21 protein-coding genes are annotated in these 21,752 nt (G+C 66.1%); 13 read left to right on the forward strand and 8 right to left on the reverse strand.

Translation table 11 applies throughout. The annotated features are described in order from the left end of the window. Positions 1–112 precede the first annotated feature (112 nt). Positions 113–2,080, forward strand: a complete 1,968-nt coding sequence (locus KZ491_RS11880) for an N-acetylmuramoyl-L-alanine amidase (RefSeq protein ID WP_222566066.1) — start codon at positions 113–115, stop codon at positions 2,078–2,080. A 96-nt stretch (positions 2,081–2,176) separates the two neighbouring features. Here the strand turns inward: KZ491_RS11880 and KZ491_RS11885 are convergent, their stop codons facing one another. Then, a complete protein-coding gene (locus KZ491_RS11885) occupies positions 2,177–3,214 on the reverse strand; it encodes an AI-2E family transporter (protein ID WP_222566067.1) in 1,038 nt (345 codons plus the stop codon). Between the two features lie 809 nt (positions 3,215–4,023). Here KZ491_RS11885 and KZ491_RS11890 point away from each other — a divergent pair. The 6 genes from KZ491_RS11890 to KZ491_RS11915 all read left to right on the forward strand — a co-directional run bounded on the left by KZ491_RS11890 (position 4,024) and on the right by KZ491_RS11915 (position 10,461). Further along, positions 4,024–4,923, forward strand: a complete 900-nt coding sequence (locus KZ491_RS11890; protein ID WP_222566068.1) for a hypothetical protein — start codon at positions 4,024–4,026, stop codon at positions 4,921–4,923. Positions 4,924–5,506: 583 nt separating this feature from the next. After that, complete coding sequence (locus KZ491_RS11895) at positions 5,507–8,005, forward strand: DEAD/DEAH box helicase (protein ID WP_222566069.1); 2,499 nt, start codon at positions 5,507–5,509, stop codon at positions 8,003–8,005. Then, entirely contained in the window at positions 8,002–9,093 is a 1,092-nt protein-coding gene (locus KZ491_RS11900; protein ID WP_222566070.1) for a ribonuclease H-like domain-containing protein, read from the forward strand. Before KZ491_RS11895 ends, KZ491_RS11900 begins: the two co-directional genes overlap by 4 nt. Before the next feature lie 49 nt (positions 9,094–9,142). Further along, entirely contained in the window at positions 9,143–9,436 is a 294-nt protein-coding gene (locus KZ491_RS11905; RefSeq protein WP_222566071.1) for an I78 family peptidase inhibitor, read from the forward strand. A 75-nt stretch (positions 9,437–9,511) separates the two neighbouring features. Then, positions 9,512–9,982 carry a guanyl-specific ribonuclease gene (locus tag KZ491_RS11910; RefSeq protein WP_222566072.1) on the forward strand — a complete coding sequence of 157 codons (471 nt, stop codon included), beginning with the start codon at positions 9,512–9,514 and terminating at the stop codon, positions 9,980–9,982. Further along, positions 9,979–10,461 carry a barstar family protein gene (locus tag KZ491_RS11915; protein ID WP_222566073.1) on the forward strand — a complete coding sequence of 161 codons (483 nt, stop codon included), beginning with the start codon at positions 9,979–9,981 and terminating at the stop codon, positions 10,459–10,461. Before KZ491_RS11910 ends, KZ491_RS11915 begins: the two co-directional genes overlap by 4 nt. A gap of 33 nt (positions 10,462–10,494) precedes the next feature. Here KZ491_RS11915 and KZ491_RS11920 read toward each other — a convergent pair whose 3' ends face one another. The 6 genes from KZ491_RS11920 to KZ491_RS11945 form a co-directional block, all read right to left on the reverse strand. Next, the gene (locus KZ491_RS11920) at positions 10,495–10,728 is read right to left on the reverse strand and encodes a hypothetical protein (RefSeq protein ID WP_222566074.1); all 234 of its coding nucleotides are present in this window, start codon (positions 10,726–10,728) and stop codon (positions 10,495–10,497) included. A 66-nt stretch (positions 10,729–10,794) separates the two neighbouring features. Continuing rightward, on the reverse strand, positions 10,795–11,871 hold the full coding sequence (locus KZ491_RS11925) for a DNA topoisomerase IB (RefSeq protein ID WP_222566075.1): 1,077 nt from the start codon (positions 11,869–11,871) through the stop codon (positions 10,795–10,797). Positions 11,872–11,961: 90 nt separating this feature from the next. Then, entirely contained in the window at positions 11,962–12,936 is a 975-nt protein-coding gene (egtD, locus tag KZ491_RS11930; RefSeq protein ID WP_222566076.1) for an L-histidine N(alpha)-methyltransferase, read from the reverse strand. Further along, positions 12,933–14,267 (reverse strand): ergothioneine biosynthesis protein EgtB, encoded by a 1,335-nt coding sequence (gene egtB / locus KZ491_RS11935; protein ID WP_222566077.1) that lies wholly within the window; start codon positions 14,265–14,267, stop codon positions 12,933–12,935. Before egtB ends, egtD begins: the two co-directional genes overlap by 4 nt. A gap of 52 nt (positions 14,268–14,319) precedes the next feature. Then, positions 14,320–14,910 carry a GTP cyclohydrolase I FolE gene (folE, locus tag KZ491_RS11940; protein ID WP_222566078.1) on the reverse strand — a complete coding sequence of 197 codons (591 nt, stop codon included), beginning with the start codon at positions 14,908–14,910 and terminating at the stop codon, positions 14,320–14,322. Between the two features lie 59 nt (positions 14,911–14,969). Next, a complete protein-coding gene (locus KZ491_RS11945) occupies positions 14,970–15,452 on the reverse strand; it encodes a hypothetical protein (RefSeq protein ID WP_222566079.1) in 483 nt (160 codons plus the stop codon). A 234-nt stretch (positions 15,453–15,686) separates the two neighbouring features. Here KZ491_RS11945 and KZ491_RS11950 point away from each other — a divergent pair, with 234 nt between their 5' ends. The 6 genes from KZ491_RS11950 (at position 15,687) to KZ491_RS11975 (ending at position 19,969) form a co-directional block, all read left to right on the forward strand. Continuing rightward, positions 15,687–16,487 carry an ABC transporter ATP-binding protein gene (locus KZ491_RS11950; RefSeq protein ID WP_222566080.1) on the forward strand — a complete coding sequence of 267 codons (801 nt, stop codon included), beginning with the start codon at positions 15,687–15,689 and terminating at the stop codon, positions 16,485–16,487. Next, positions 16,487–17,236 (forward strand): MlaE family lipid ABC transporter permease subunit, encoded by a 750-nt coding sequence (locus tag KZ491_RS11955; RefSeq protein ID WP_222566081.1) that lies wholly within the window; start codon positions 16,487–16,489, stop codon positions 17,234–17,236. Before KZ491_RS11950 ends, KZ491_RS11955 begins: the two co-directional genes overlap by 1 nt. 39 nt (positions 17,237–17,275) lie before the next feature. Further along, complete coding sequence (gene mlaD / locus KZ491_RS11960) at positions 17,276–17,821, forward strand: outer membrane lipid asymmetry maintenance protein MlaD (protein WP_222566082.1); 546 nt, start codon at positions 17,276–17,278, stop codon at positions 17,819–17,821. 2 nt (positions 17,822–17,823) lie between these two features. After that, a complete protein-coding gene (locus KZ491_RS11965) occupies positions 17,824–18,477 on the forward strand; it encodes an MlaC/ttg2D family ABC transporter substrate-binding protein (protein WP_222566083.1) in 654 nt (217 codons plus the stop codon). 1 nt (position 18,478) lies between these two features. Further along, positions 18,479–18,772 carry an STAS domain-containing protein gene (locus KZ491_RS11970; protein WP_222566084.1) on the forward strand — a complete coding sequence of 98 codons (294 nt, stop codon included), beginning with the start codon at positions 18,479–18,481 and terminating at the stop codon, positions 18,770–18,772. Positions 18,773–18,841: 69 nt separating this feature from the next. After that, positions 18,842–19,969: an MlaA family lipoprotein gene (locus KZ491_RS11975; protein WP_222566085.1), complete on the forward strand. Its 1,128-nt coding sequence runs from the start codon at positions 18,842–18,844 to the stop codon at positions 19,967–19,969. Here KZ491_RS11975 and KZ491_RS11980 read toward each other — a convergent pair. Continuing rightward, positions 19,900–21,423 (reverse strand): DNA recombination protein RmuC, encoded by a 1,524-nt coding sequence (locus KZ491_RS11980; protein ID WP_222566086.1) that lies wholly within the window; start codon positions 21,421–21,423, stop codon positions 19,900–19,902. The two genes, KZ491_RS11975 and KZ491_RS11980, sit on opposite strands and share 70 nt — an antisense overlap. Positions 21,424–21,752 lie beyond the last annotated feature (329 nt).

The following is a 21,752-nucleotide window of genomic DNA, read 5'->3' on the forward strand; positions in this document are numbered from 1 at the left end:
CCGCCCTGAACGCGACACACTTCCCGAATCACCAAATCACTGAACGCAAGCTTAGTGACTCGCGCGATAACGCCGTGGCAGGGGACGCACACCACACGGAGTTCAGGGAATCATGAGGGGATATTCACGGATTTTGCTGTCGGTCGCGATCAGCGGCCTTCTTGCCTCGACTGCCTTCGCCGGCGAGTCCGCCGCGTTGCCGGAGCAGGCCGCGCTGGTCGAACGCTTGAACGCCGAGGAAGCCGCCCTGCGCCCGCAGCGTCTGGCTTTCCAGCGTTACTTCAAGGAAGCCTACGCGCGCTACCCGTCGGTGCCGGTGGGCACGCTGGAGGCGATCGCCTACGTGCAGAGCCGCTGGCTCAACATCCAGCCCGACGCGAACGAGTCGCAGACCGAAGCGCACCACCACATGCCCGCCGCCCATGGCGTCATGGGGCTGTACGCCGGCCAGGGCTTCGCCGACCAGGTGACCGCTGGCGCCCAGCTGCTCGGCGTCTCGCCCGTCCTGGTCCGTACCGATGCACGCACCAACGTCCTGGCCGCCGCCGCGCTGCTGGATGCAGAAATCCGCAAGGACCACCCCGCGGCGGACTCACGCTCGCGGCTCAAGCCCGGTGGCAACACACCGACGCCGGAGGAGATCCGCCCGGCCCTGATGCGCTACGCGGGATTCTCGGCATCCCCGGTGGAAGCCGCCCGCGCCAGCGCCGTCGGCGAGTTCGCGCGCACCAGCTTTGCCTACGACGTGTTGCTGGCCCAGGACCGCGGCGTCAACGATCGCGGCATCGTGGTGCCCGAGCGGGCGATCGAATGGGAGCGCGCGTTCGACATGGACCAGCTGATCACGCAGCGTGCGCCGATGGTGCGGCTGGACGTGACCAATGACCGGATCGAGACCGCAGACTACGAGATCGACCCGATCAGCGAGACCCTGCGGGCCAAGTCGGCGGAAACCCGGCCCACCATCAAGGGCACCTCCGCCACAGGTCCCGACGCCGGCATCCAGAGCACCGACTACGGCCCGGCGATCTGGAACGCCGCGCACTCCTCCAACTACAACGCCTCCCGCTCGGCAGCGGTCAGCGCGGTCGCCATCCATACCGCACAGGGCAGCTACGCGGGCACCATTTCCTGGTTCAAGAACTCCAGCTCGAACGTCAGTGCCCACTACGTGATCCGCAGCTCCGACGGCCAGGTCACCCAGATGGTGCGCAACGCGCACACCGCATGGCACCTGCGCAACCAGAACAGTTTCGCCCTGGGCATCGAGCACGAGGGTTACGTCAACAACAGTTCCTGGTACACCAACGCGATGTACAACGCCTCAGCCGGCGTGGTGCGCAGTTTCTGCGCCAAGTACAGCACCATCCCCTGCAGTAGCGCCTACAAGGGCGCCCCCAGCAGCGGCATCAACGTGTTGCCGACCAGCGTCAAGATCAAGGGTCACCAGCACTACAGCGGTCAGACCCACACCGATCCGGGCATCAACTGGAACTGGAGCAAGTACTACGACCTGCTGAATCCGGGCAGCGGCGGCGGCAGTGGCGCGGTCACCTACCTGGACCGGTTCGAGAGCAGCGTCGGCCACTTCAACACCAGCCCGGCCTACTCCGGCAGCACCACCGGCATCTCCACCGCTTCCACCGCGACGCGCGACTGCGGTACGCGCAAGAACGGCTCCTGCTCGCTGCGGGTCCTGCTCAAGGACAACAAATCGAGCTCGGCCAACTGGGCGGTACGCCTGCTTTCCGGCAGCGGCAATCCGGGCAGCAACACCGCCCTGACGCGCGCCAACGGCACCGTCGGTTTCTGGGTCTGGTCCGGCGGTACTGGCACCAGCGTGGGCGTGGGCATCGACGACAGCGACGGCACCGAGCGCTCCACCAGCAAGTCGGTTCCGGCCAACACGTGGACCTACGTGTCCTGGGCGCTGCCGACCGCGTCAAACTGGAACGCCTGGGTAGGCGGCAACGGCGCGATCACCGCGAGCACCGTCAAGATGGACGCGATCTGGCTGTACCACGCCAACACCGCCTACGACGTCAACGTCTACATCGATGACGTGCAGATAAAGAACTAACGCGTTGCAGCAAGGGCGAACGCCCGCCGGCCTCTCTCCCGGCGGGCGTTTTTCCTCTTTTGGTTCCGCGGCGCCCGGTCGATCGGTTGGCGTTGGCTATTCCTCACCGGGAATATTGGTCTCCGTATCCAGCGCCTCGCGCACGTACAGGCGCTTGACCAGCACGAAGATCACCACCGTCAGCGGCGCGGCCAGCAGGACACCGGGCAGGCCGAACAGCGCGCCGATCGCAAACAGCGAGATCAACAGCAACGCCGGCGGCAGATCCACCACCCGCTGCTGGATCAACGGCTGCAGCACGTGGCTCTCCAGTTGCTGGATGACAATGAACAGCGCCAGCGCACCGAATCCGACCTGGGGGCTGACGGTGAAACCCAGCAGGACCGCCGGGATGGCCGCCAATACGGGCCCCGCGATCGGGACGAAATCAAGCAGCGCGGTGATGATCCCCAAGCCGAGTGCAACCGGAACGCCCAACAGCCACAGGCCCAGACCGGTGAGGACGCCGACCACCACCATCGCCAATACCTGGCCCATCAGCCAGGACTTGAGGGCATGCCCGCTGGCATCCAACGCATCGCCCACCAGCGCGCGGCGGTCAGCCGGGAACAGTTTCAACAGGCCCACCCGGTACAGGTCGGGCTGGGCCGCCAGATAGATGCCGCCGGCCACCATCAGCACCAGCTGGGTGAGGTTGCCCGAGGCCGACATCGCCAACGCACCCAGCCTGGAAGCGAGGTTGCCGGCATCGGACTGGGTCTGCTCGCTGAACTGCTGCACCGTAGGCCCGAGCGGACTGGCAGCAAGCCACGATTGGAACTGTTCCCAGGCCAGCGGCAACGAGGCCTTCAGCGACTCCATCTCGCCGGCCAGCTGTGCGCCGAACAACCACATCAGCAGGGAGAACGCGATCACCAGCACCAGCAGGACGACGGTCAGGGCCGCCCCTTGCGACAACGGAGTGCGGCGGACGGTCTGGGCGACCAGCGCGTGCAGCATCACCGACACCACCACGGCGCCAAACACCACCATGACCAAGTCCGAGAGCTGCCAGAGCAATACGGCCAAGCCGGCAAGTGCCAGCGCTATCACCACGCGCGCGACGTAGGCGCGGATATCTGACGTCCCCTGCATGAAACCCTCGAAGCGGTGGATGGGTGGGCAAACCGTAGTGGACCCTGCGCGGCGGAACTGTGAGGAGCGGAGCTCGGCCGGATCGCTGGGCGTGCTGGAGCCGGTGCTGGACGACTATCCGCAAGCGACCCTTCCCCAGCACCTCCGGCCTGCAGACCGCAACCGTCGTCGGCCTGCCGGAATCGGCCGCGACCTCTACCAGTGGCCATCACGTCCGAATCCAGTTCCCGTGGCAGCGCGGCATCGGGCCCAACTCCGGCGGTCTGGCAGAAACCGGTTCCAGTACCAGCCCCGAGGGTCACGCACCCGGCAACGACACCACCGCCACCTGGAAAGCTCACGCCCGCGGCAAGCACTAGGGAAAGCGGTTGCCCATGCAGAATTAACATCGCCTTTGTGATGAACTTCGTTCTTTCTGGTGAACAACACGAGGAGGTGAAGATGTTTCCTCGCGTTGTCCGTGCGAACTCCCGGAGCATGGGCGAGGTTTCAGTGCAAGGAAATCCCCTCCCCTCTGCCGCACTAATCGAACCGTACGTCCCTACCACTTTTGACAATGTCGGAGCCAATGAGCTTGGACATCTATTTGGCTGGCCGGACGAGTGGTTTCTGCACTGCGGCGCGCTCCACGGTCGATATGTCAACTCAGACAAGTCAGTAGATATTTCGATGCCGAAACCGGATGATGATTGGAAGCTCGACTCTGCGCTCAACTGGAGAGGTCAAGGAATGTGGGCGCAGAGTCCACAGACACCAAAATATCACATGAATCACATTAGGGACTGGTTTGTATCTAACACGGAGATGGAATGGGTAACCTCAGTGTAGCCTGCATTATTTTACCGCTTTCTGCTCTCATTTCCGCCTGTGCCGGAACGACCATGACGAAAAACGATTCTGAACGCATGTCGTTTACCCAAGATACGGTTGGCACGTCGAGACCACCGCAACCGACGTCATTGATCCTTGACGGTGACGTCGCGTCCCTGATCATACGCAAGTCGGCGCAGAATCCAGATACGGGCATGGGATATCTCGGCATAGGCGAATATGCGCTTCAAGCGAGCCCTGATCTGAAGCTGAAATTTGAATCGCTAGCCAAGGCACTTAGCAGCCAACAACTGCCGTCGCCAAAGCCGGCCCGACGTCAGAATGTCCTCAGGTATGACTTCCGCTTGGCTGAAAGAACTTACTCTGGCATTTATGACTTTTCGCTAGGAAAAGATTTTAACTCCAAGCTGAAGACTTTTGGAGAGATCAAAAACGCGATCCTGGAAAACGGCAATCCAGTTATTGGCTTTCGCCCGGAGGTAAGTGCTCAGGCAGCGGGTGGTCACATCACAATCTCCCTGACGATGGTCAATACCGGTGAAACACCACTAGAGCTGACTGGCCCGTCGGCATGGCGTGAGGACAGTGGACCCGGGGTTGCGTCGGTGACCGTCGGGGTTTCCTCCGCCGGCAAGGACAGCTCCGTATATTATTTGGATAGTGAGCATTTGGTAGTAGAAGACAGTCAGCATTCCGACGTTATTTCGATAGAGCCGGCGCAGTCGGTTACGCTTAGATTCGCGTATCCGCTGAGTGTGTCGGAAGGCTTGTCTGGAGATTATATGCTGGCCGCAAGAATGGTGGCGGTGATTCTTGCGCCCAAGAGATTCGCAGGTCCGATCGAGACTGGCGTGGACGTTGTACGGATGGCGTACTGAGCGGTTACTCGTGTTTTCAAATAGCACAAGTACACGTGATTTTTTCATTGTAGCTGCCGCATTGCGGTGTGGATCAGCGAACCACTACACACAAGAATGTCGCGACGCTTAATGCCTGTGTCATTGGACTAGATTCATCGCGAAAGCCTGCGCGTGAGATCGATCCAATCGACCAGGTGATCACCGACCGGATCGAGCTCTCGGTCATGGTGATGGGCTCGCGGCGGCACCGAGCCTGCCGAGGCGACCGTAGTCCTGCAGGAGGCGGGCACGTCGTAGGTGCTGGAGGGCCAAACCTTGGTGAAACTCGGAAGTGACCCGGCTTTCGGTGGCGGATTCACGATAGACGATGCTTTGAACGAAGCACCCAAGTGTCTGCAGCAGAAGGTTCTGGCGACCTTCCATCAGGTCCGCGACGCTCCTACGGTTGCCGCTGCGGAGCGACCGAAGCGGTAGCCGTCGGCATTGGACGTTGAGCAAGCTTCCCGCGGGTCTTCTGCCGCTTTCCGCTCTGCATGCGCACCGTCTCACCCCCTGAGACCGCCCCATGTTCCCATGGCGCCCTTTGTCAACGATGGCCGCCATGTCCTACGCCCTTGCTCCCCGTACCGCCGCCAGCGAACAGGCACTGTCGACCATCGACGGTCGCCCGTCCCGCGATGGAGCGCTGCTGGGCCAGCGGCTGGAGCGGCGCTACGCGGACCGGATTACTGGCAGCTTCACCATCCCGGGTCGGCAAGGCTCGTATGCGCCGATCCCGGAGGACGTGCCGGCAGCTTTGAGGTCGGCGCTGAAGCAACGCGGCATCGAGCAGCTCTACTCGCACCAGGCCGAGGCCTGGGATGCGGCCCAGCGAGGTGAGCATGTGGCGATCGTCACGCCCACGGCATCGGGCAAGTCGCTCTGTTACACGCTGCCGGTGGTCAGCGCGGCGATGTCGGGCAACGCGAAAGCGTTGTATCTGTTCCCGACCAAAGCGCTCGCGCAGGACCAGGTCGCCGAGTTGCTGGAGCTCAACCGCGCCGGCGATCTGGGCGTCAAGGCCTTCACCTTCGACGGCGATACGCCCGGTGACGCACGCCAGGCGATCCGCCTGCACGGCGACATCGTGGTCAGCAATCCGGACATGCTGCATCAGGCGATCCTGCCGCATCACACCAAGTGGGCGCAGTTCTTCGAGAACCTGCGCTACGTGGTGATCGACGAGGTGCACACCTACCGCGGTGTGTTCGGCAGCCACGTCACCAATGTGCTGCGCCGGCTCAAGCGTATCTGCGCGTTCTATGGGGTCAGCCCGCAGTTCATCCTCTGCTCGGCGACCATCGGCAATCCGCAGGCGCACTGCCAGGCGCTGATCGAGGCACCGGTGACCGCAATCACCGAGTCCGGGGCGCCGTCCGGGGACAAGCACGTGTTGCTGTGGAATCCACCGGTGGTGAACGCCGATCTGGGCCTGCGCGCGTCGGCCCGCTCACAGTCCAACCGCATCGCCCGCATCGCGATCAAGAGCGGTCTGAAAACGCTGGTGTTCGCACAGAGCCGCTTGATGGTCGAGGTGCTGACCAAGTACCTGAAGGACATCTTCGACCACGACCCGCGCAAGCCGCCACGGATCCGCGCCTATCGCGGCGGCTACCTGCCGACCGAGCGCCGCGCGGCGGAGCGCGACATGCGCGCCGGCAACATCGACGGGATCATCTCGACCTCCGCGCTGGAACTGGGGGTGGACATCGGCGCGCTCGACGTGGTGGTGCTGAACGGCTACCCCGGCTCGGTCGCGGCGACCTGGCAGCGTTTCGGCCGCGCCGGCCGCCGCCAGCAGCCGGCGCTGGGCGTGCTGGTGGCCAGCTCGCAACCGCTGGACCAGTACGTGGTGCGGCATCCGGACTTCTTCGCCGATGCCTCGCCCGAGCACGCACGCGTCGCGCCCGACCAGCCGCTGATCCTGTTCGACCACATCCGCTGCGCGGCCTTCGAGCTGCCGTTCGTGGTCGGCGAAGGCTTCGGCCCAATCGACCCGGACGTGTTCCTGGAGGCGCTGGCCGAGACCGACGTGGTGCACAAGGAAGGCGAGCGCTGGGAGTGGATCGCCGACAGTTACCCGGCCGGCTCGGTGTCGCTGCGCGCGGTCGCGGACGGCAATTTCGTGGTCGTCGACAAGACCGGCGGCAAGCAGCAGATCATCGCCGAGGTCGACTATTCGGCCGCCGCACTGACCCTGTACGAGGGCGCGATCCACATGGTCCAGTCCACCCCCTATCAGGTCGAGCGGCTGGACTGGGAGGGCCGCAAGGCCTATGTGGTGCGCACGTTCGTGGACTACTACACCGACTCTATCGACTACACCAAGCTGAAGGTGCTGGAGCGCTTCGAGGGCGAAGCGGCCGGTCGCGGTGAGGCCAACCACGGCGAGGTGCACGTGGTGCGCCGGGTCTCCGGCTACAAGAAGATCCGCTACTACACCCACGAGAACATCGGCTACGGCCCGGTCAATCTGCCCGACCAGGAGTTGCACACGACCGCGGCGTGGTGGCAGTTGCCGCAGGCGACCCTGCTGGCGTGGTTCGCGTCGCGGCAGGATGCGCTGGATGGTTTCCTCGGCGCCGGCTACGCGCTGCACGTGGTGGCGACGGTAGCGGTGATGGCCGATGCGCGCGACCTGCAGAAGGCGATCGGCAACGGCGATGGCGCGTGGTTCGCGACCGCCGACAACAAGGGCCGCGGGACGCTGCGCGGGATCGAGGACAGCAGCATCCTGGATGACGAGGACACCAACCACCGCCTGACCCACGCCAACGAGGAGATGATCGAGGTGCGCCAGTTCGTGCCGACCATCTACCTGTATGACAACTTTCCCGGGGGCGTCGGCCTCAGCGAGCCGCTGTGGAACCGCCAGGCCGAAATGGTCCGGCGTGCCGCGGAGCTGGTTGAGCGCTGCGACTGCAAGGCCGGCTGCCCGGCCTGCGTCGGCCCGATCCTCGCCGCCGACGAGGGCAGCGACGAAGCCACGCCCAAATCGCTGGCCCTGCGGGTGCTGGAGTTGCTGCAGGCAAACCAGTCACTGGAGGCGACCGAGGCGTGAGCATCAACCTGGACAAGTTGCGCGCGTTGCGACGGCAGGCCGGTGGCGACGTCCCAGCGCAGCCGTTCCTCGCGCGATCGCGTGTGGGCAAAACTGGAATCGGCGGCGCGGGCGGTGTGCGGGCGCCCGACGCCGCGGGACGCTCCGCTGCGGCGGGCGGAGAAACGCAGGAACGACCCGCCGCGCCCGCGTCCGGCGCAACGTCACTCCCGCCGTCATGCGCGAACTCCCCGGCACGGGCGAACGCCCCCACCCCCACACACCCGTCTCCGCATGCCGCCGCGAACCCGCGCAGCACCTCGATCGAATCGCTGCGACGGCTGCTCGGCGTCCGCGAGCGCAAGCCGGCCTATATGCACTACCCGGCGGGCCCGATAGACCGCGCCTTGCCGGGCGAGGAAATCGCGCCCGGCCTGCGTCTGATCCAGTCCCATGTCGCCTTCCCTGCTCCGGCCAGCACGTTGGCACTGGATTTCGCCAAGCGTCCGGGCGAGACCGTCGACCCGCGTGACCTGCTGTTCTTTGATACCGAAACCACCGGATTGGCCGGGGGCACGGGCACCCGCGCGTTCCAGATCGGCGCGGCCGACTGGCATCACGATCCAATCCACGGCGATGGCCTGCGCATCCGCCAATTGCTGATCACGACCCTGGCCGCCGAGCCATTGATGCTGCAGACCTTCACCGACTGGCTCCGGCCCGCGATGGTGCTGTCCAGCTACAACGGTCGCTGCTACGACGCGCCGCTGTTGAAGACGCGCTACCGGCTGGCGCGCATGGCGGACCCGATCACCGCGCTGGACCACGTCGACCTGTTGTTCCCGACGCGCCGGCGCTACCGCGGGGTGTGGGAAAACTGCCGCCTGGCGACGATCGAGCGCGAACTGCTCGGCATCGTACGCGAGGACGATCTGCCCGGCTCGGAGGCACCGGCGGCGTGGCTCTCCTACCTTCGCGGTGGTCCGTCTTCGCTGCTGCGCCGGGTTTGCGCACACAACCATCAGGACGTGGTGACGCTGGCGCGGCTGATCCTTCGGCTGGTGGAAGCGGAAGCCGAGGTCACCGGCGAGGTGTTTACCGCATCCTAACGGTGCGGCGGGCACGATCCGGGAGGTTGCCCGCCGACTGGAGACGCCGATGATCCGCACCGCCCTGTCCGCCACTGCACTGATGCTTGTCGCAGCCGCCTGCACGACTGTGCCGCCGCCGATGGCCCAGCAACGGCCGGATTCCTGCACCACCGACACGATCGGCTGGGTGATTGGCCAAGCCCCCACGCCCGAGATTGTCGAGCGCGCCCAGTTCGAAAGTTACAGTCGCGCCGTGCGGGTGATCGAGCCCGGCATGGCGGTGACGCTGGACTACCGCGGCGACCGCCTGAACCTGCACGTCAACAGTGCCGGCGCAATCAATCAGGCCACCTGCGGCTGACGGATGCCAACGCCGGTTAGCGCTGGGTCGGACAGGCGTTAGACTCGGCCGGTCAATCGAACAAGGAAGCGCCTGATGGACCGCACTCGCCTGTGGCTGGTGGCCGCCGTAATCGTGGCCGGCCTGTGGTCGTGGAGCCAGTACCGCCAGGCGCCCGTCGTGCCGCCTGCGCCGACGGTCCAATCGCCCGCGTCGTCCAGCGAAGCACCCGGCACCTCCAACGGACCTACTGCCGCGCCCACTACTCCGGCATCCGGCAGGCAAACTCGCTACCCTGCGTTCCTGCCCGCGGAAGCCCACCCGGTTTTGGACGCGATTGCCCGCGGCGGTCCTTACGCGTATCGCCAGGACAACGGGGTGTTCCAGAATCGCGAGCGACTCCTGCCGCAGCGGCCCCGCGGCCATTACCGCGAGTACACCGTCCCCACGCCCGGGGAAGCCGACCGCGGCGCGCGACGCATCGTCACCGGTGGCGATCCGCCGACGGAGTACTTCTACACTGATGACCACTACGGCAGCTTTCGCCAGTTCGAGGTGACCCCGTGATTCCCACCGACTTCCGCGCGCTGCTGCTGGAACCCGAGCAGGCGCGGGCGTTCTTCATCGACGCTCGCGACAACAGCGCCATGGCGGAGGCGGCCGCGTCGCTGGATTTCGCGATCGCGCGGATCGATCTGGGGGGTTGCGCGGAGAAGGCCGAAGCACTTGAGCGCATCGCCAAAGGACTGTCATTTCCCGGGTGGTTTGGCGGCAACTGGGATGCACTGGCCGATTGCCTTGGCGACCTGTCGTGGCTGCTGGCACCGGGTTACCTGCTGCTGATCGAGAACAGCGGCGCCTGGCACGCCGCGCAGCCGGAGGAATTCGACACGCTGTTGGCGATCCTCAACGAGGCCGCGCTGGAATGGCGCGAGCGCAACGTGGCGTTCTGGGCGCTGTTGCCCTTGCCCGCGGAGGCAATGGAAGCCCTGGAGAATGCCATCGAGCCACCTCCGGATACCGAAGGCAGCTACAGCGGGCCTTGAAGCCGGGCCGGGCTCGGCATCCGGTGGCGTGCCTCAGACCCGGTCATCCAGACCGATCACCCCCGACTTGCGTGCGCAATGCGCGCAGCAGTACATCTTGCCGTCGTGCTCGCTGCCGTGGCCGATGATCTTGCACTGGCAGTGGGCGCAGCTGGGCGCGAGTGCGTGGATCGCACATTCGAACGAGTCGAACGTCCCGCCGCCGTCAACGGTTTTCACGGTGAAGCTCTTGTCGTAGTCGTTGCCGCAGACATCGCATGTTGCCATGGTGTTTTCTCCGCACGGGATCTCGAGTTTCCCGCGCCGGGCGGCCACAGCGGGTGAAGATTCGGCCTACCGCGACCGCCTGTGCTCGCGCTTGAGGAACTTCAGCGCGGCGCTTTCCCACTGGCGCGCGCCGCGCACATTCGCCGCGGCACGCTGCAGCCGACCGTGCTCCCAGCCATCAAAGACCACCGGATCGATGTACGCCTTGCGACACACCGCCGGGGTGTTGTTAAGTTCCTGCGCGACCTGCTTGATCACCGCGTTGCGCGCCTGGGCCAGTGCGCGCTCGCTGGGCTCTCCGCCGGGTCCAGCCTCGGGGACCGGCGTGCCTGCCAACTCGCGAAACGCGATCAGCGTGCCGCCCCAGGTGCGGAAGTCCTTGGCACTGAAGCCGTTGCCCAGTGTGCGGTGGAGATAGTCATTGACCGCGCCCGAATCGACCGGCTGGATGCTCCCGTCGTCATCGCGGTACTGGAACAGCGCCTGCCCGGGCAGTTGCTGGCAGCGCCTGACCAGCTTGGCCAGACGCGCATCATCGAGCTCTATCTCGTGCTGCTGCCCGCCCTTGCCGCGGAAGCTCAGGCGCGCGCGTCCGCCGCGCAGGAAAGCGATATGGCGGTTGCGCAGCGTGGTCAGGCCGAAGGAGCGGTTGCTGCGTGCATAGCGGTCGTTGCCAATCCGCACCAGCGTATCGGACAGGAGCGCGACGACGATCGCCAACACCTTGTCGCGGCCAAAACCCGGCTCGGCCAGATCCTTGCGCAGGTGCCGGCGCAGCTTGGGCAACGCCGCCCCGAATTCGACGATTCGATCAAACTTGCCGTCTCCGCGGACCCGGCTCCAGTCGGCGTGGTAGCGGTATTGCTTGCGGCCGCGCGCGTCCCGCCCGGTTGCCTGCAGGTGACCGTTGGCGCGCTGGCAGATCCACACCTCGGTCCACGCAGGCGGAATCGCCAGCGCCTGGATGCGCGACAGGGTCTTCGCATCGCTTACCCGGTCGCCGTCCGCATTCCGAAAGTGGAAGCCCTTGCCAGACCGCAGACGGGCGAACCCGGGCTGATCGTCGCACACGTAGCGAAGTCCCGCCTGACTGGCGATTTCGATGGCGTCGACAGGGGGTGACACGGAAGCTTGTGATCTCATCGCGAGAGCATCCGGAGGTGCGTGTCGACGGACTGCGAACCCGGCAGTCCCGAATGATCGGGCTGGCGCGAAACGACCCAAAAAGATCTATCAGATCGCCGCGAGCAGACGCAGCCCGAACCAGTCGTTGGGATCGTTCCAGCGATCGACCACGCGCAGCCCGGCGCGCGCGGCCAGCGCCGCGAAACTGGCGTCGGTGTACTTGTGGCTGTACTCGACTTCCATCGCCTCCCCGTCGGCAAAATCGAAGCTCTTACCGGCCACCGTCACCTGCTGGTCGCGCAGGCTGACCAGATGGGTCTGGATGCGCATGCGCTCCGGCGAGTACACCGCGCGGTGGGCGAACGACGCCACGTCGAAGTCGCTGCCGATATCGCGGTTGAGCCGCACCAGCAGGTTGAGAGTGAAGTCCGCCGTCACCCCGGCCGCATCGTTGTAGGCCGCCTCGATCAGCGCCGGATCCTTGTCCAGGTCGATACCGATCAGCGCCTGCCCGCCGGCACCCATCGTTGCGCGCATCGAGCGCAACAGGCGCTCGGCGTCAACCGGCAGGAAGTTGCCCAGGGTCGATCCGGGAAAGAAGACCAGCACGTGGCCGTTGCCGCGCGCGGGCGTGGGTAGCGGCACCGGCTGGGTGAAGTCCGCGCAGACCGGCAGCATTTCCACGTCCGGATACGCGTCGGCGAGCCGCTCCACGCTGGCCAGCAACGCGGTACGCGAGATCTCGATCGGCGTGTAGGCCACCGGATCGGCCAGCCCGTCCAGCAGCAGGTGGGTCTTGCGCCCGCTGCCGCTGCCGTATTCCACCACGTGCGCCTTGGGGGTCACCGCATCGGCAATGGCCGGCATGGAGGCGTCCAGCAGGTCCAGTTCGACCCGGGTCAGGTAGTACTCCGGCTCGCGGGTGATCCGCTCGAACAGGCGTGACCCGCGCTCGTCGTAGAAGTACTTCGACGGCAGCGTCTTCGGGGTCTCCGACAGACCCTTGAGCACGTCGCCGGTGATGTCATCGGCGCTGGGCTGTAGGTCGCTGAGCGTGATATTCAACGCCACGGTGACCATCATGCGTCGCGCGCCAGACGCAGGCCGCTGAACTGCCAGCGGTCGGGCGCATGGAAGAAGTTGCGGTAGCTGGCGCGCAGGTGGTCGCGCGAGCTGGCACAGCTACCGCCGCGGAGGATCTGTTGTCCGCTCATGAACTTGCCGTTGTACTCGCCCAGTGAGCCGGGCATCTCGCGGAAGCCGGGGTAGGCGGTGTATGCGCTTGAGGTCCACTCCCACACGTCGCCGAACATCTGCCGCAGACCGCTCTCGTTGGCGCTGTCCGCGTCGCGCTGGGCCGCACCCGGATGCAGGTAGCCCTCATCGACAAAGTTGCCCTCAACGGCAACCGCCGCGGCCGCGTTTTCCCACTCCACCTCGGTTGGCAGCCGCGCACCGGCCCATCGCGCGAACGCATCGGCTTCGTAATAGCTGAGGTGGCTGACCGGCGCGTTGGGATCGATCGGGCGCATGCCGGCCAGGGTGAACTCGGACTCCAACGACTCATCCCAGTACAGCGGGCGCTGCCACGCGGCCTGGGTGACCAGCGCCCAGCCATCGCTCAGCCAGAGCGCCGCATCGCCATAGCCGCCGGCGTCGATGAAGTCGCGGTACTCGGCATTGGTAACCGGACGGGTGGCAAGCGCATGCGCCGGCATCAACACACGGTGCCGTGGGGATTCGTTGTCGAAGGCAAAACGGTCGCTGTCCAGCGGCCAGGCGGCTGCGCCGATCTCCACGATCGCCTCCTCCTGGCCCAGCCAGTCCAGCGGACCGGCGCTCGCTGTGGCGACCGGCAGGTCATCGCGATAGGCCGGCTTGAGCGGGTTGCACCACAGCGCATGCTTGATGTCGGTCAGCAGCAGCTCCTGGTGCTGTTGCTCGTGATGCAAACCCAGCTCGATGCGCTGGCACAGCGACGCGTCGAAATGGCCGGCGTCGAAGGCCCGTGCCATGCGCTCGTCGACCTGCCGGCGGTAATCGCGGACATCGGCCAGCGAGGGTCGCGACAGCATTCCGCGCCGGTGACGCGCGTGCATCGGGCCGACGCTCTGGTAGTAGCTGTTGAACAGGTAGTCCCACTGCGCGTTGACCGGCTGATAGCCGGCGCTTCCGGCCAGCACGAAACGCTCGAAGAACCACGTCGTGTGGGCCAGATGCCACTTGGTCGGACTGGTCTCCTCCATCGACTGCAGCATCGCGTCTTCGGCCGAGACCGGCGCGGCAAGCGCCACGCTGCGTTCGCGCACGGCACGATACCGGGAGGCGACGGACTGGCCGGCCTGCGATGCGGGAAAAGAGCGCGTCAGGCGGTCCGGCGCGTCGGCCGGCTGCGGGGCAAGTTGGCTGGACATCGCTCCAGAATACAGACGCGAATGTATCGGCCTGATCACGAAGCGGCGGCAATCAACTCCGGGACGGGCTGCCGATGAACTGCAGGAACTCGGCGCGGGTGCGGCCGTCCTCGCGGAAGCCGCCCATCATCTTGGAAGTGATCATCGCCACGCCGCGCTTGTGCACGCCACGGGTGGTCATGCAGCCGTGGGTCGCCTCGATCACCACGCCGACCCCGCGCGGTTGCAGCACGCGCTGGATGCAATCGGCGATCTGCGCGGTCATCTTCTCCTGCACCTGCAGGCGCCGCGCGTAGGCATCGACGACCCGTGCCAGCTTGCTGATGCCGACGACCTTGCCGTCGGGCAGGTAGCCCACGTGCGCACGACCGATGATCGGTGCCATGTGGTGCTCGCAGTGGCTCTCAAAGCGGATGTCGCGCAGCACGATCAGCTCGTCGTAGCCCGCAACTTCCTCAAATGTGCGCGCCAGGTACTCGTCGGGATCGATTGCGTAGCCGCTGAACCAGTCCGCGTAGGCCTTGGCAACGCGCTTGGGGGTATCGATCAAGCCCTCGCGGCTGGGGTCGTCCCCGGCCCACGACAACAGCGTGCGGACAGCGGCCTCGGCCTCTTCTCGAGTGGGTTTGACGGGATCAGCCATGGCTCTGCAACACCTTGTCTCAGGGCCCGCCATGCTACTCCACAGGCGTCAGGCGGGCATCAGGGCGTGCGCGCGGCGGCCTTGACGGCGCCCTCGCGCAGGTACTCCCAGCCAGCGGCGACGGCCGGTCGAGCTTCGGCCCATTCGGCGCGCTCCGGGCGGTCGGCGCGTTCGGTCTCCCACTCCCGGCGCAGGTCCGACTCCACTTCGGCCAGAGGCCGGCCGCGGTACTCCTCGAACTGGTCGAAGGCGAACTGGTAGGCAGGCTCGTAGTCATCCCAGGCCGTGCCCGGGCGGTAGTACGCCGCGCCGGTATAGTCGCGTTGGAAGTGCGCACGGTAATCCTCGACATTGGCTGTCGCGGCCATGGACTCGCCAGCGCCGGCACCGATCACACCGCCGGCAATAGCGCCGATCGCCATGCCGATGGGACCACCGGGTGCGCCGACGGCAGCACCCGCGACCGCGCCGGCCGCTGCTCCCGCGCCAGTGCCGAGTGCCTGCTTGCCGGTGTCATCCAGGGGTTTCTTTTCGTCGTTCATAGGGTTTGCTCCGTCAAGTTATCGAGCACCGAATATGCGTCGGCATGGGCACCACCCTGGCGGGCGCCGCGTCCGTCCTCAGTGAAGACGATCCGGATGGCGCCGTTGCGGGGGGTTGTCATTGCCACCCATTCAGCCTGCGGAGTGCGCGGCGGGCAGCAGACTGCGACAATGCCGGAGTCGCCCGGCCCGTCAGGCTGCGCGACCCGTGTCCGCATTTCCGACTCCATGCCCATGACCGTTTCCAGTCCCATCGTTCGTCTTGCCGGCCTGCGCCTTGATCGCGGCAGTCGCACGGTGTTGCAGGACATCAACCTCAGCGTGCCGCGCGGTCAGGTGCTGACGGTGTTCGGCCCGTCGGGCAGCGGCAAGTCGACCCTGCTGGCGGCGCTGACCGGAGAGCTGCCGGCGGCCGCGGGCACAGTGGAGATCTTCGGCCAGCCGATTCCACGGCGATCGCGTGCGTTGTATGAAATGCGCAAGGGCATCGGCGTGTTGCTGCAAGGCAATGGCCTGCTGACCGATCTGACCGTGGCGGAGAACGTGGCCCTGCCATTGCGCACCCACACCGCGCTGCCGCCGCCGTTGATCAACCGCCTGGTGCGGATGAAGCTGCATGCGGTCGGCCTGGTCGCGGCCGCCGATGCGTATCCACGCGAGTTGTCCGGTGGCATGGCACGCCGCGTCGCGCTGGCACGTGCGCTGGCGATGGATCCCCCGTTGATGATCTACGACGAGCCGCTGACCGGGCTGGATCCAATCGCGTCCGGCGTGGTGATGGAACTGGTGCGCCGGCTCAACGACAGCCTCGGGCTGACCAGCATCCTGGTGTCCCACCACGTCCGCGAGACCCTGCCAATCTGCGACCACGCAATCATGATCGCCAACCGAACGATCGTCTTTTCCGGCACACCTGCGGAGTTGCAGGCCAGCACCGATCCGCTGGTGCGTCAGTTCCTTGACGGCAACCCCGACGGCCCGATCGCTTTTGATGCGCGACCCCGCACCGCCACCGCGTCGAAGGAAGCTGCCTGATGGCCATCGCACCCCCGGTCCGCGCGGTCGGTCGCGCCGGACTGTTCACCTTGGCGGTCCTGCGCGCCTCCGTGCCCAGCGCCGACCTGTTCCGCGAGCTGGTGCGGGAGATCTACAAGATCGGTGCACGCTCGCTGCCGATCATCGTCGTTGGCGGCGCCTTCGTCGGTCTTTCGCTGACGCTGCTGGCTTACCGCGCCCTGGACACCTATGGCGCCAGCACCCAGGTCAGCATGATCCTGGGCCTGGGCATCTACCGCGAGTTGGGTCCGGTGCTGACCGCATTGCTGTTCATCGGCCGCGCGGGATCATCCATCGCCGCTGAGCTGGGCCTGATGCGTGCGACCGATCAGATCACCGCACTGGGCCTGATGGGCATCGACCCGGTGGGCAAGGCGGTTGCGCCCCGGTTCTGGGCCGCCGTGCTGTGCGTGCCGTTGCTGACCGGCTTCTTCTGCAGCCTGGCCATCAGCGCCAGCTATCTGGAAGCGGTTCACGTGATCGGCGTGGACGCCGGCGTGTTCTGGCAGGTCCTGCGCGACAGCGTTGACCTCGTCGACGACTTCGGCATGGCGATGGTCAAGTCCGCGGTGTTTGGCGGCGTGGCCGCGCTGGTCGCCGCCTATGTCGGGTTCCACGCCGAGCCCACCATCGAAGGCACCTCGGTGGCGACCACCAAGGCCGTGGTGAACGCCTCGCTGCTGGTGTTGATGCTGAACTTCGTAATGTCCGCCCTGCTCTTCAACTGAGCTCCGGCTCTGAACCCCCCCTTTCATGAGTAGCACCCCATGAGTAACCACAGCCCCCGCATCGAATTCGCCGTCGGCGCCTTTCTGTTGCTCGCCCTGGCGTCCCTGCTCGTGCTGGCGATAAGCTCCACCAACGGCAAGCTGGGCTGGTTTGGCGGCAATGACTACGAAGTCACCGCCCGCTTCAGCAACCTGGGCCCGCTGCGCTCGAACGCGCCGGTCAAGATCGGTGGCGTGGCGATCGGCCGGGTGTCCAACATCACCCTGGATCCGGTAAAGCTTGACTCGGTGGTGACACTGGCCATCGACAAGCGCTACGACGACCTGCCGGCGGATACGAGTGCCGCCATCCTCACCTCCGGCCTGCTCGGCGAGAGCTATATCGGCCTGCAGCCCGGCGGCGATCCCGAGCCGCTGAAAGCCGGCGACCAGATATTCCTCACCCAGTCCTCGGTCGACCTGATCCAGATGGTCGGCAAGTACATGTTCAGCGGCGGTCCGGAGAATGGTCCGGGTAGCGCCGATGACGGCGCCGCCGAGCTTCCCGCGTATCTGCAGGACAACGGCGATACCCCCAAGGACTGACTATGAAAATCCGCCTGATCTCCGTTCTGGTTTCCGCCGCGTTGCTGGCCACCGTCCCCACCCTGGCGCTCGCCAGCGGGCAGACGAGCGCCGCGACTGCCGCGGCCACCGCCTCGCCGAGCAAGCTTGTACTGGACAACTCGACCCGCGTGCTGACCACGCTGGAGGCGCGTCGCGCCGAGTTCACCACCGATCGCGCCGCGCTGCAGAAGTTCATCAGCGCCGAGTTCGAGCAGATGTTCGACAGCAAGTACGCCGCCCAGCTGGTGCTCGGTCGCCACGGTCGCGGCGCTGCCGAGGCGGACGTCAACCGGTTTGCCAAGGCCCTGGCCAGCAACCTGATGGGACGCTACGGCTCCTCGCTGCTGGACTTCAACACCCGGCTGAAAGTGCGCATCAAGTCCGAGACGCCGCTGCGTGGCGGCGCCATGGTCAAGGTGTCCAGCGAATTCATCCGCCAGGGCGGCGATCCGATTCCGGTGGATTACCTGATGCGAAAGGTCGGCAACGACTGGAAGGTGTTCGACGTGATGGTGGAAGGCGTTAGCTTCGTCCAGACCTTCCGCAACCAGTTTGACGAGCCGTTGTCGCGCAAGTCGATCAACGAGATCTCCACCGACCTGGAAGCGGGCAGGTTGCAGCCCACCGCCAAGTGACATGAGCTCCTCGGCCCACATCGCATCGGTCAAGCGTGACGGCGACGCGCTGGTCTTTTCCGGCACGCTCGATCGTCAGGCCGTGCCTGCGTTGTGGACCCGATGCGCGGCATGGCAGAGCGGTATCACCCGGCTGGATCTGGCCGCGGTGGACCGCGTCGACAGTGCCGGCGTGGCGCTGCTGGCCGAGCTGGCGGCCCGCACCGGTGCGACCACGGTTGCCGGCGAGCCGACCGGCCTGGCCGAGCTGCGGCGCGCGTATCGGCTTGGCGCCACCTTGAACTTCGCCACCTAGACGGCCCGGCGTGCGGCAATGGCGGTCGCCGCGGAATCGCTCCCCCCGACATGCCATGGACTGCTCTTGATGCCCAGACGATCCGGTAATCGCAATCGCTGTACGCCTTCGCTGGCGCTTGCCCTGGGCGTGATTCTCGCCGCGGCGAGCGTTGGTTGCGCGAGCACTCCGGGACGCGACGCGGCAGCGGCGCCGTCGACTGCGGCGGACGCCGTATTGCCTGCCCCGTTCGATGCTGTCGCGGGCTCCGCCGCGGCTGAAGTGAGCGCGGAAAGCCGGGGCGACGCTACGGCGGACGCCGCGACCATCGCGGAAGGTGCCGCGCCGGATCAGCACACGGCTGACTCGGACGAGACTTCCGCGGCGGTGGCTGCAACCGATCTTGCCGCGGCCGAGCAGGACACCCGTACCGCCGCGGAACGCGACTTCGACGCGCTTTACGGCCCTTATGACCCCGTCGCCGACCCCACCCTGCCGGCCGCCGCGCAGATGCCTGGCGTGTACGACCCCTGGGAGCGCTACAACCGGTCGATGCACCGCTTCAACAACGCGGTCGATCGCGCCGTCGCGCGACCGCTGGCGCGGTTCTACGTCGCGGTAACGCCGCGCCCGGTGCGGCTCGGGGTGAGCAATTTCTTCAGCAACCTGGGCCAGCCGGTCACCGCGATCAACGCGCTGCTGCAGGGCAATCCCGGCCAGGCGGGACAGGCCCTCGGACGGTTCGTGCTCAACACCACGCTGGGGATCGCCGGCATCTTCGATCCTGCCAGCGACGCCAACCTGGATCGGCGCAGCGAAGACTTCGGCCAGACCCTTGGCGTTTGGGGCTGGGAGCAGTCGCGCTACTTCGAGCTCCCGCTGTTTGGTCCGCGCACGGTGCGCGACGTGTTCGGGATGATTGGTGACGCCCCCCTCAGCCCGTTGCGCCAGGTGGAGGAGGACAAGATCCGCATCCCGCTGCAAGGCCTGCAGCTGGTGGATGTGCGCACCCAGTTGCTGTCGACCGACAGCCTGCGCGAGGGCGCGGCGGACGATTATGCACTGGTCCGCGACGCGTGGATGCAGCGGCGCAACTACCAGATCCTCGGCGACCGCATGAACGAGGATACCGATGACTCGCTGCCGGATTACCTGCGCGACGACGACAACCCGCTCGTTCCCGCCTCGGCGATGCCGGTGATGCCGACCGACAACTGAGGCGCTCGGTCCGTGGCTGGGCCGCCAGTGTCGGACTCGGGCTTGAGCTCGTCGGTGAGCGCGCGCCTTCCGTGCGCGCCCAGCTCGGCCAATCGTCGCGCTCGCGGGATAACCGCCTGACTGGACTCGCTGAGCCGCCGGCGCGCGTTCTTGAAGGCCTTGTCCGCGTCATCCAGGCTCTTGCCGACCTTGTCGAAGTCCGCCAGGAAGCCGATCAGCGCGTCCAACACCAAGCCGCCGGTGTCGCTGATCGCGATCGCCTCGCGCTGGATCTTGTCGCGCGTCCACAGTCTCTCGATCACCCGCAACAACGCCATCAGGGTGTTGGGCGATGCAAACACCACGCGACGGTCGAACGCGTCCGTCTGCAGCGCCGTGTCGGTACCCAGCGCCGCTGACAGCGCACCCTCGATGGGGATGAAGGCGATGGTCACCTCCAGCGCGGTATCGCCCAGCACCTTGGGGTAATTCTTCTCGCTCAACTCGCGCATGTGCTGGCGCAGGCCGGCGGCGTGGCGACGCAGGGCATCGCTCTGCTGGTCGGGCGTGTCGGCGTTCATCGCCTCCTGCCAGGCGATCAGGTTGACCTTGCTGTCGACCACCACGCACCGGTCGTCGGGCAGGCGGACGACGATATCCGGGTGCAGGCGCGCGCCGTCCTCGTCGACGGTGCCCTTCTGACGGTCGTAATGGACGCCATCCTCCAGCCCGGAGCCGCGCAGCACGCTCTCCAGCATCAACTCACCCCAGTCTCCGCGGACCTTGGAACTGCCCTTCAGCGCCCGGGTCAGCGCGTGGGCCTGCTGCGCCATGTCCTGGTTGAGGGTTTTCAACTCGGTGACCGCGCCCAGCAATAACGCCCGTTCCCTGGCCTCCTCGCCGTACAGCGTATCGACCCGGCTGCGGAACTCGCCGATGCGCTCGGCAAACGGCTTCAACAGCGCGTCGATATCAGCCTTGGACTGCAGCGACACCCGCTGCACGTTCTTCTCGAACAGCTGTCCCTTTTCCTCGAACACCTTGCCGGCGAGCTCGGTGAATGCACCGGAAAGCTTCGTCTGCGCCTCGGCCAGGAAGGCCTGCATCTCCGCGTGGGCCTGCTTGGCGTGGTGTAGATTGGCCGACACCCCCGCGTGCTCGGACTGCAGATGGCGGTAGCTGTCGCGCAACCCGGCGAGCTCGGCCTCCAGACGGTCGATCGTATGGTCGCGCTCGACAAGCGCATCCTCCAGCGCACCCACACGTCCGTGCAGGCGCCCACTTTCGGATGCCTGCCCGCGCGCCGTCTCGCGCTCGGCGCGCAACTCGTCACCCAGCCGGTCGCGCTCGTCGCGCAACGCGCCCAACTCCGCGCTTTGCCCCTGCAAACCCTGCCTGCGCAGCAAGAGGACCAACAGCACTCCGACGACCGAGATCGCCACGAGCAACAAGATGAGGAGCAGTTGGGTATCCATCGCTCCAGTGTAGCGACGCCGGTCTCACCGCCCGCGACGGCGGGTCACCGCGGAAAGCGAGCCGGCAGGCGCCGGTCGGCAGTCCCGATCACAAAGCGAATTTCGTGGAGCGACTGATCGGGATGGCCGGTCGGCGCCCATTCGACTTCCAACACGTTGATACCGAATCAAGAGAGCCCCTCAACGATGCACGCCTGAGCGCCGGCCGCGGGCTTCGATCACCAAGCGAATATCGTGGAGCGACTGATCGGAGCCCGCGGCCGGTGCCTTCCTGCGTCACCAAATACGCCAATGTGTTGCGGCGAGAGTCCGGTTCGACCGATCAAACC

This window comes from Novilysobacter antarcticus, from assembly GCF_019802285.1.
Lineage (GTDB): Bacteria > Pseudomonadota > Gammaproteobacteria > Xanthomonadales > Xanthomonadaceae > Novilysobacter > Novilysobacter antarcticus.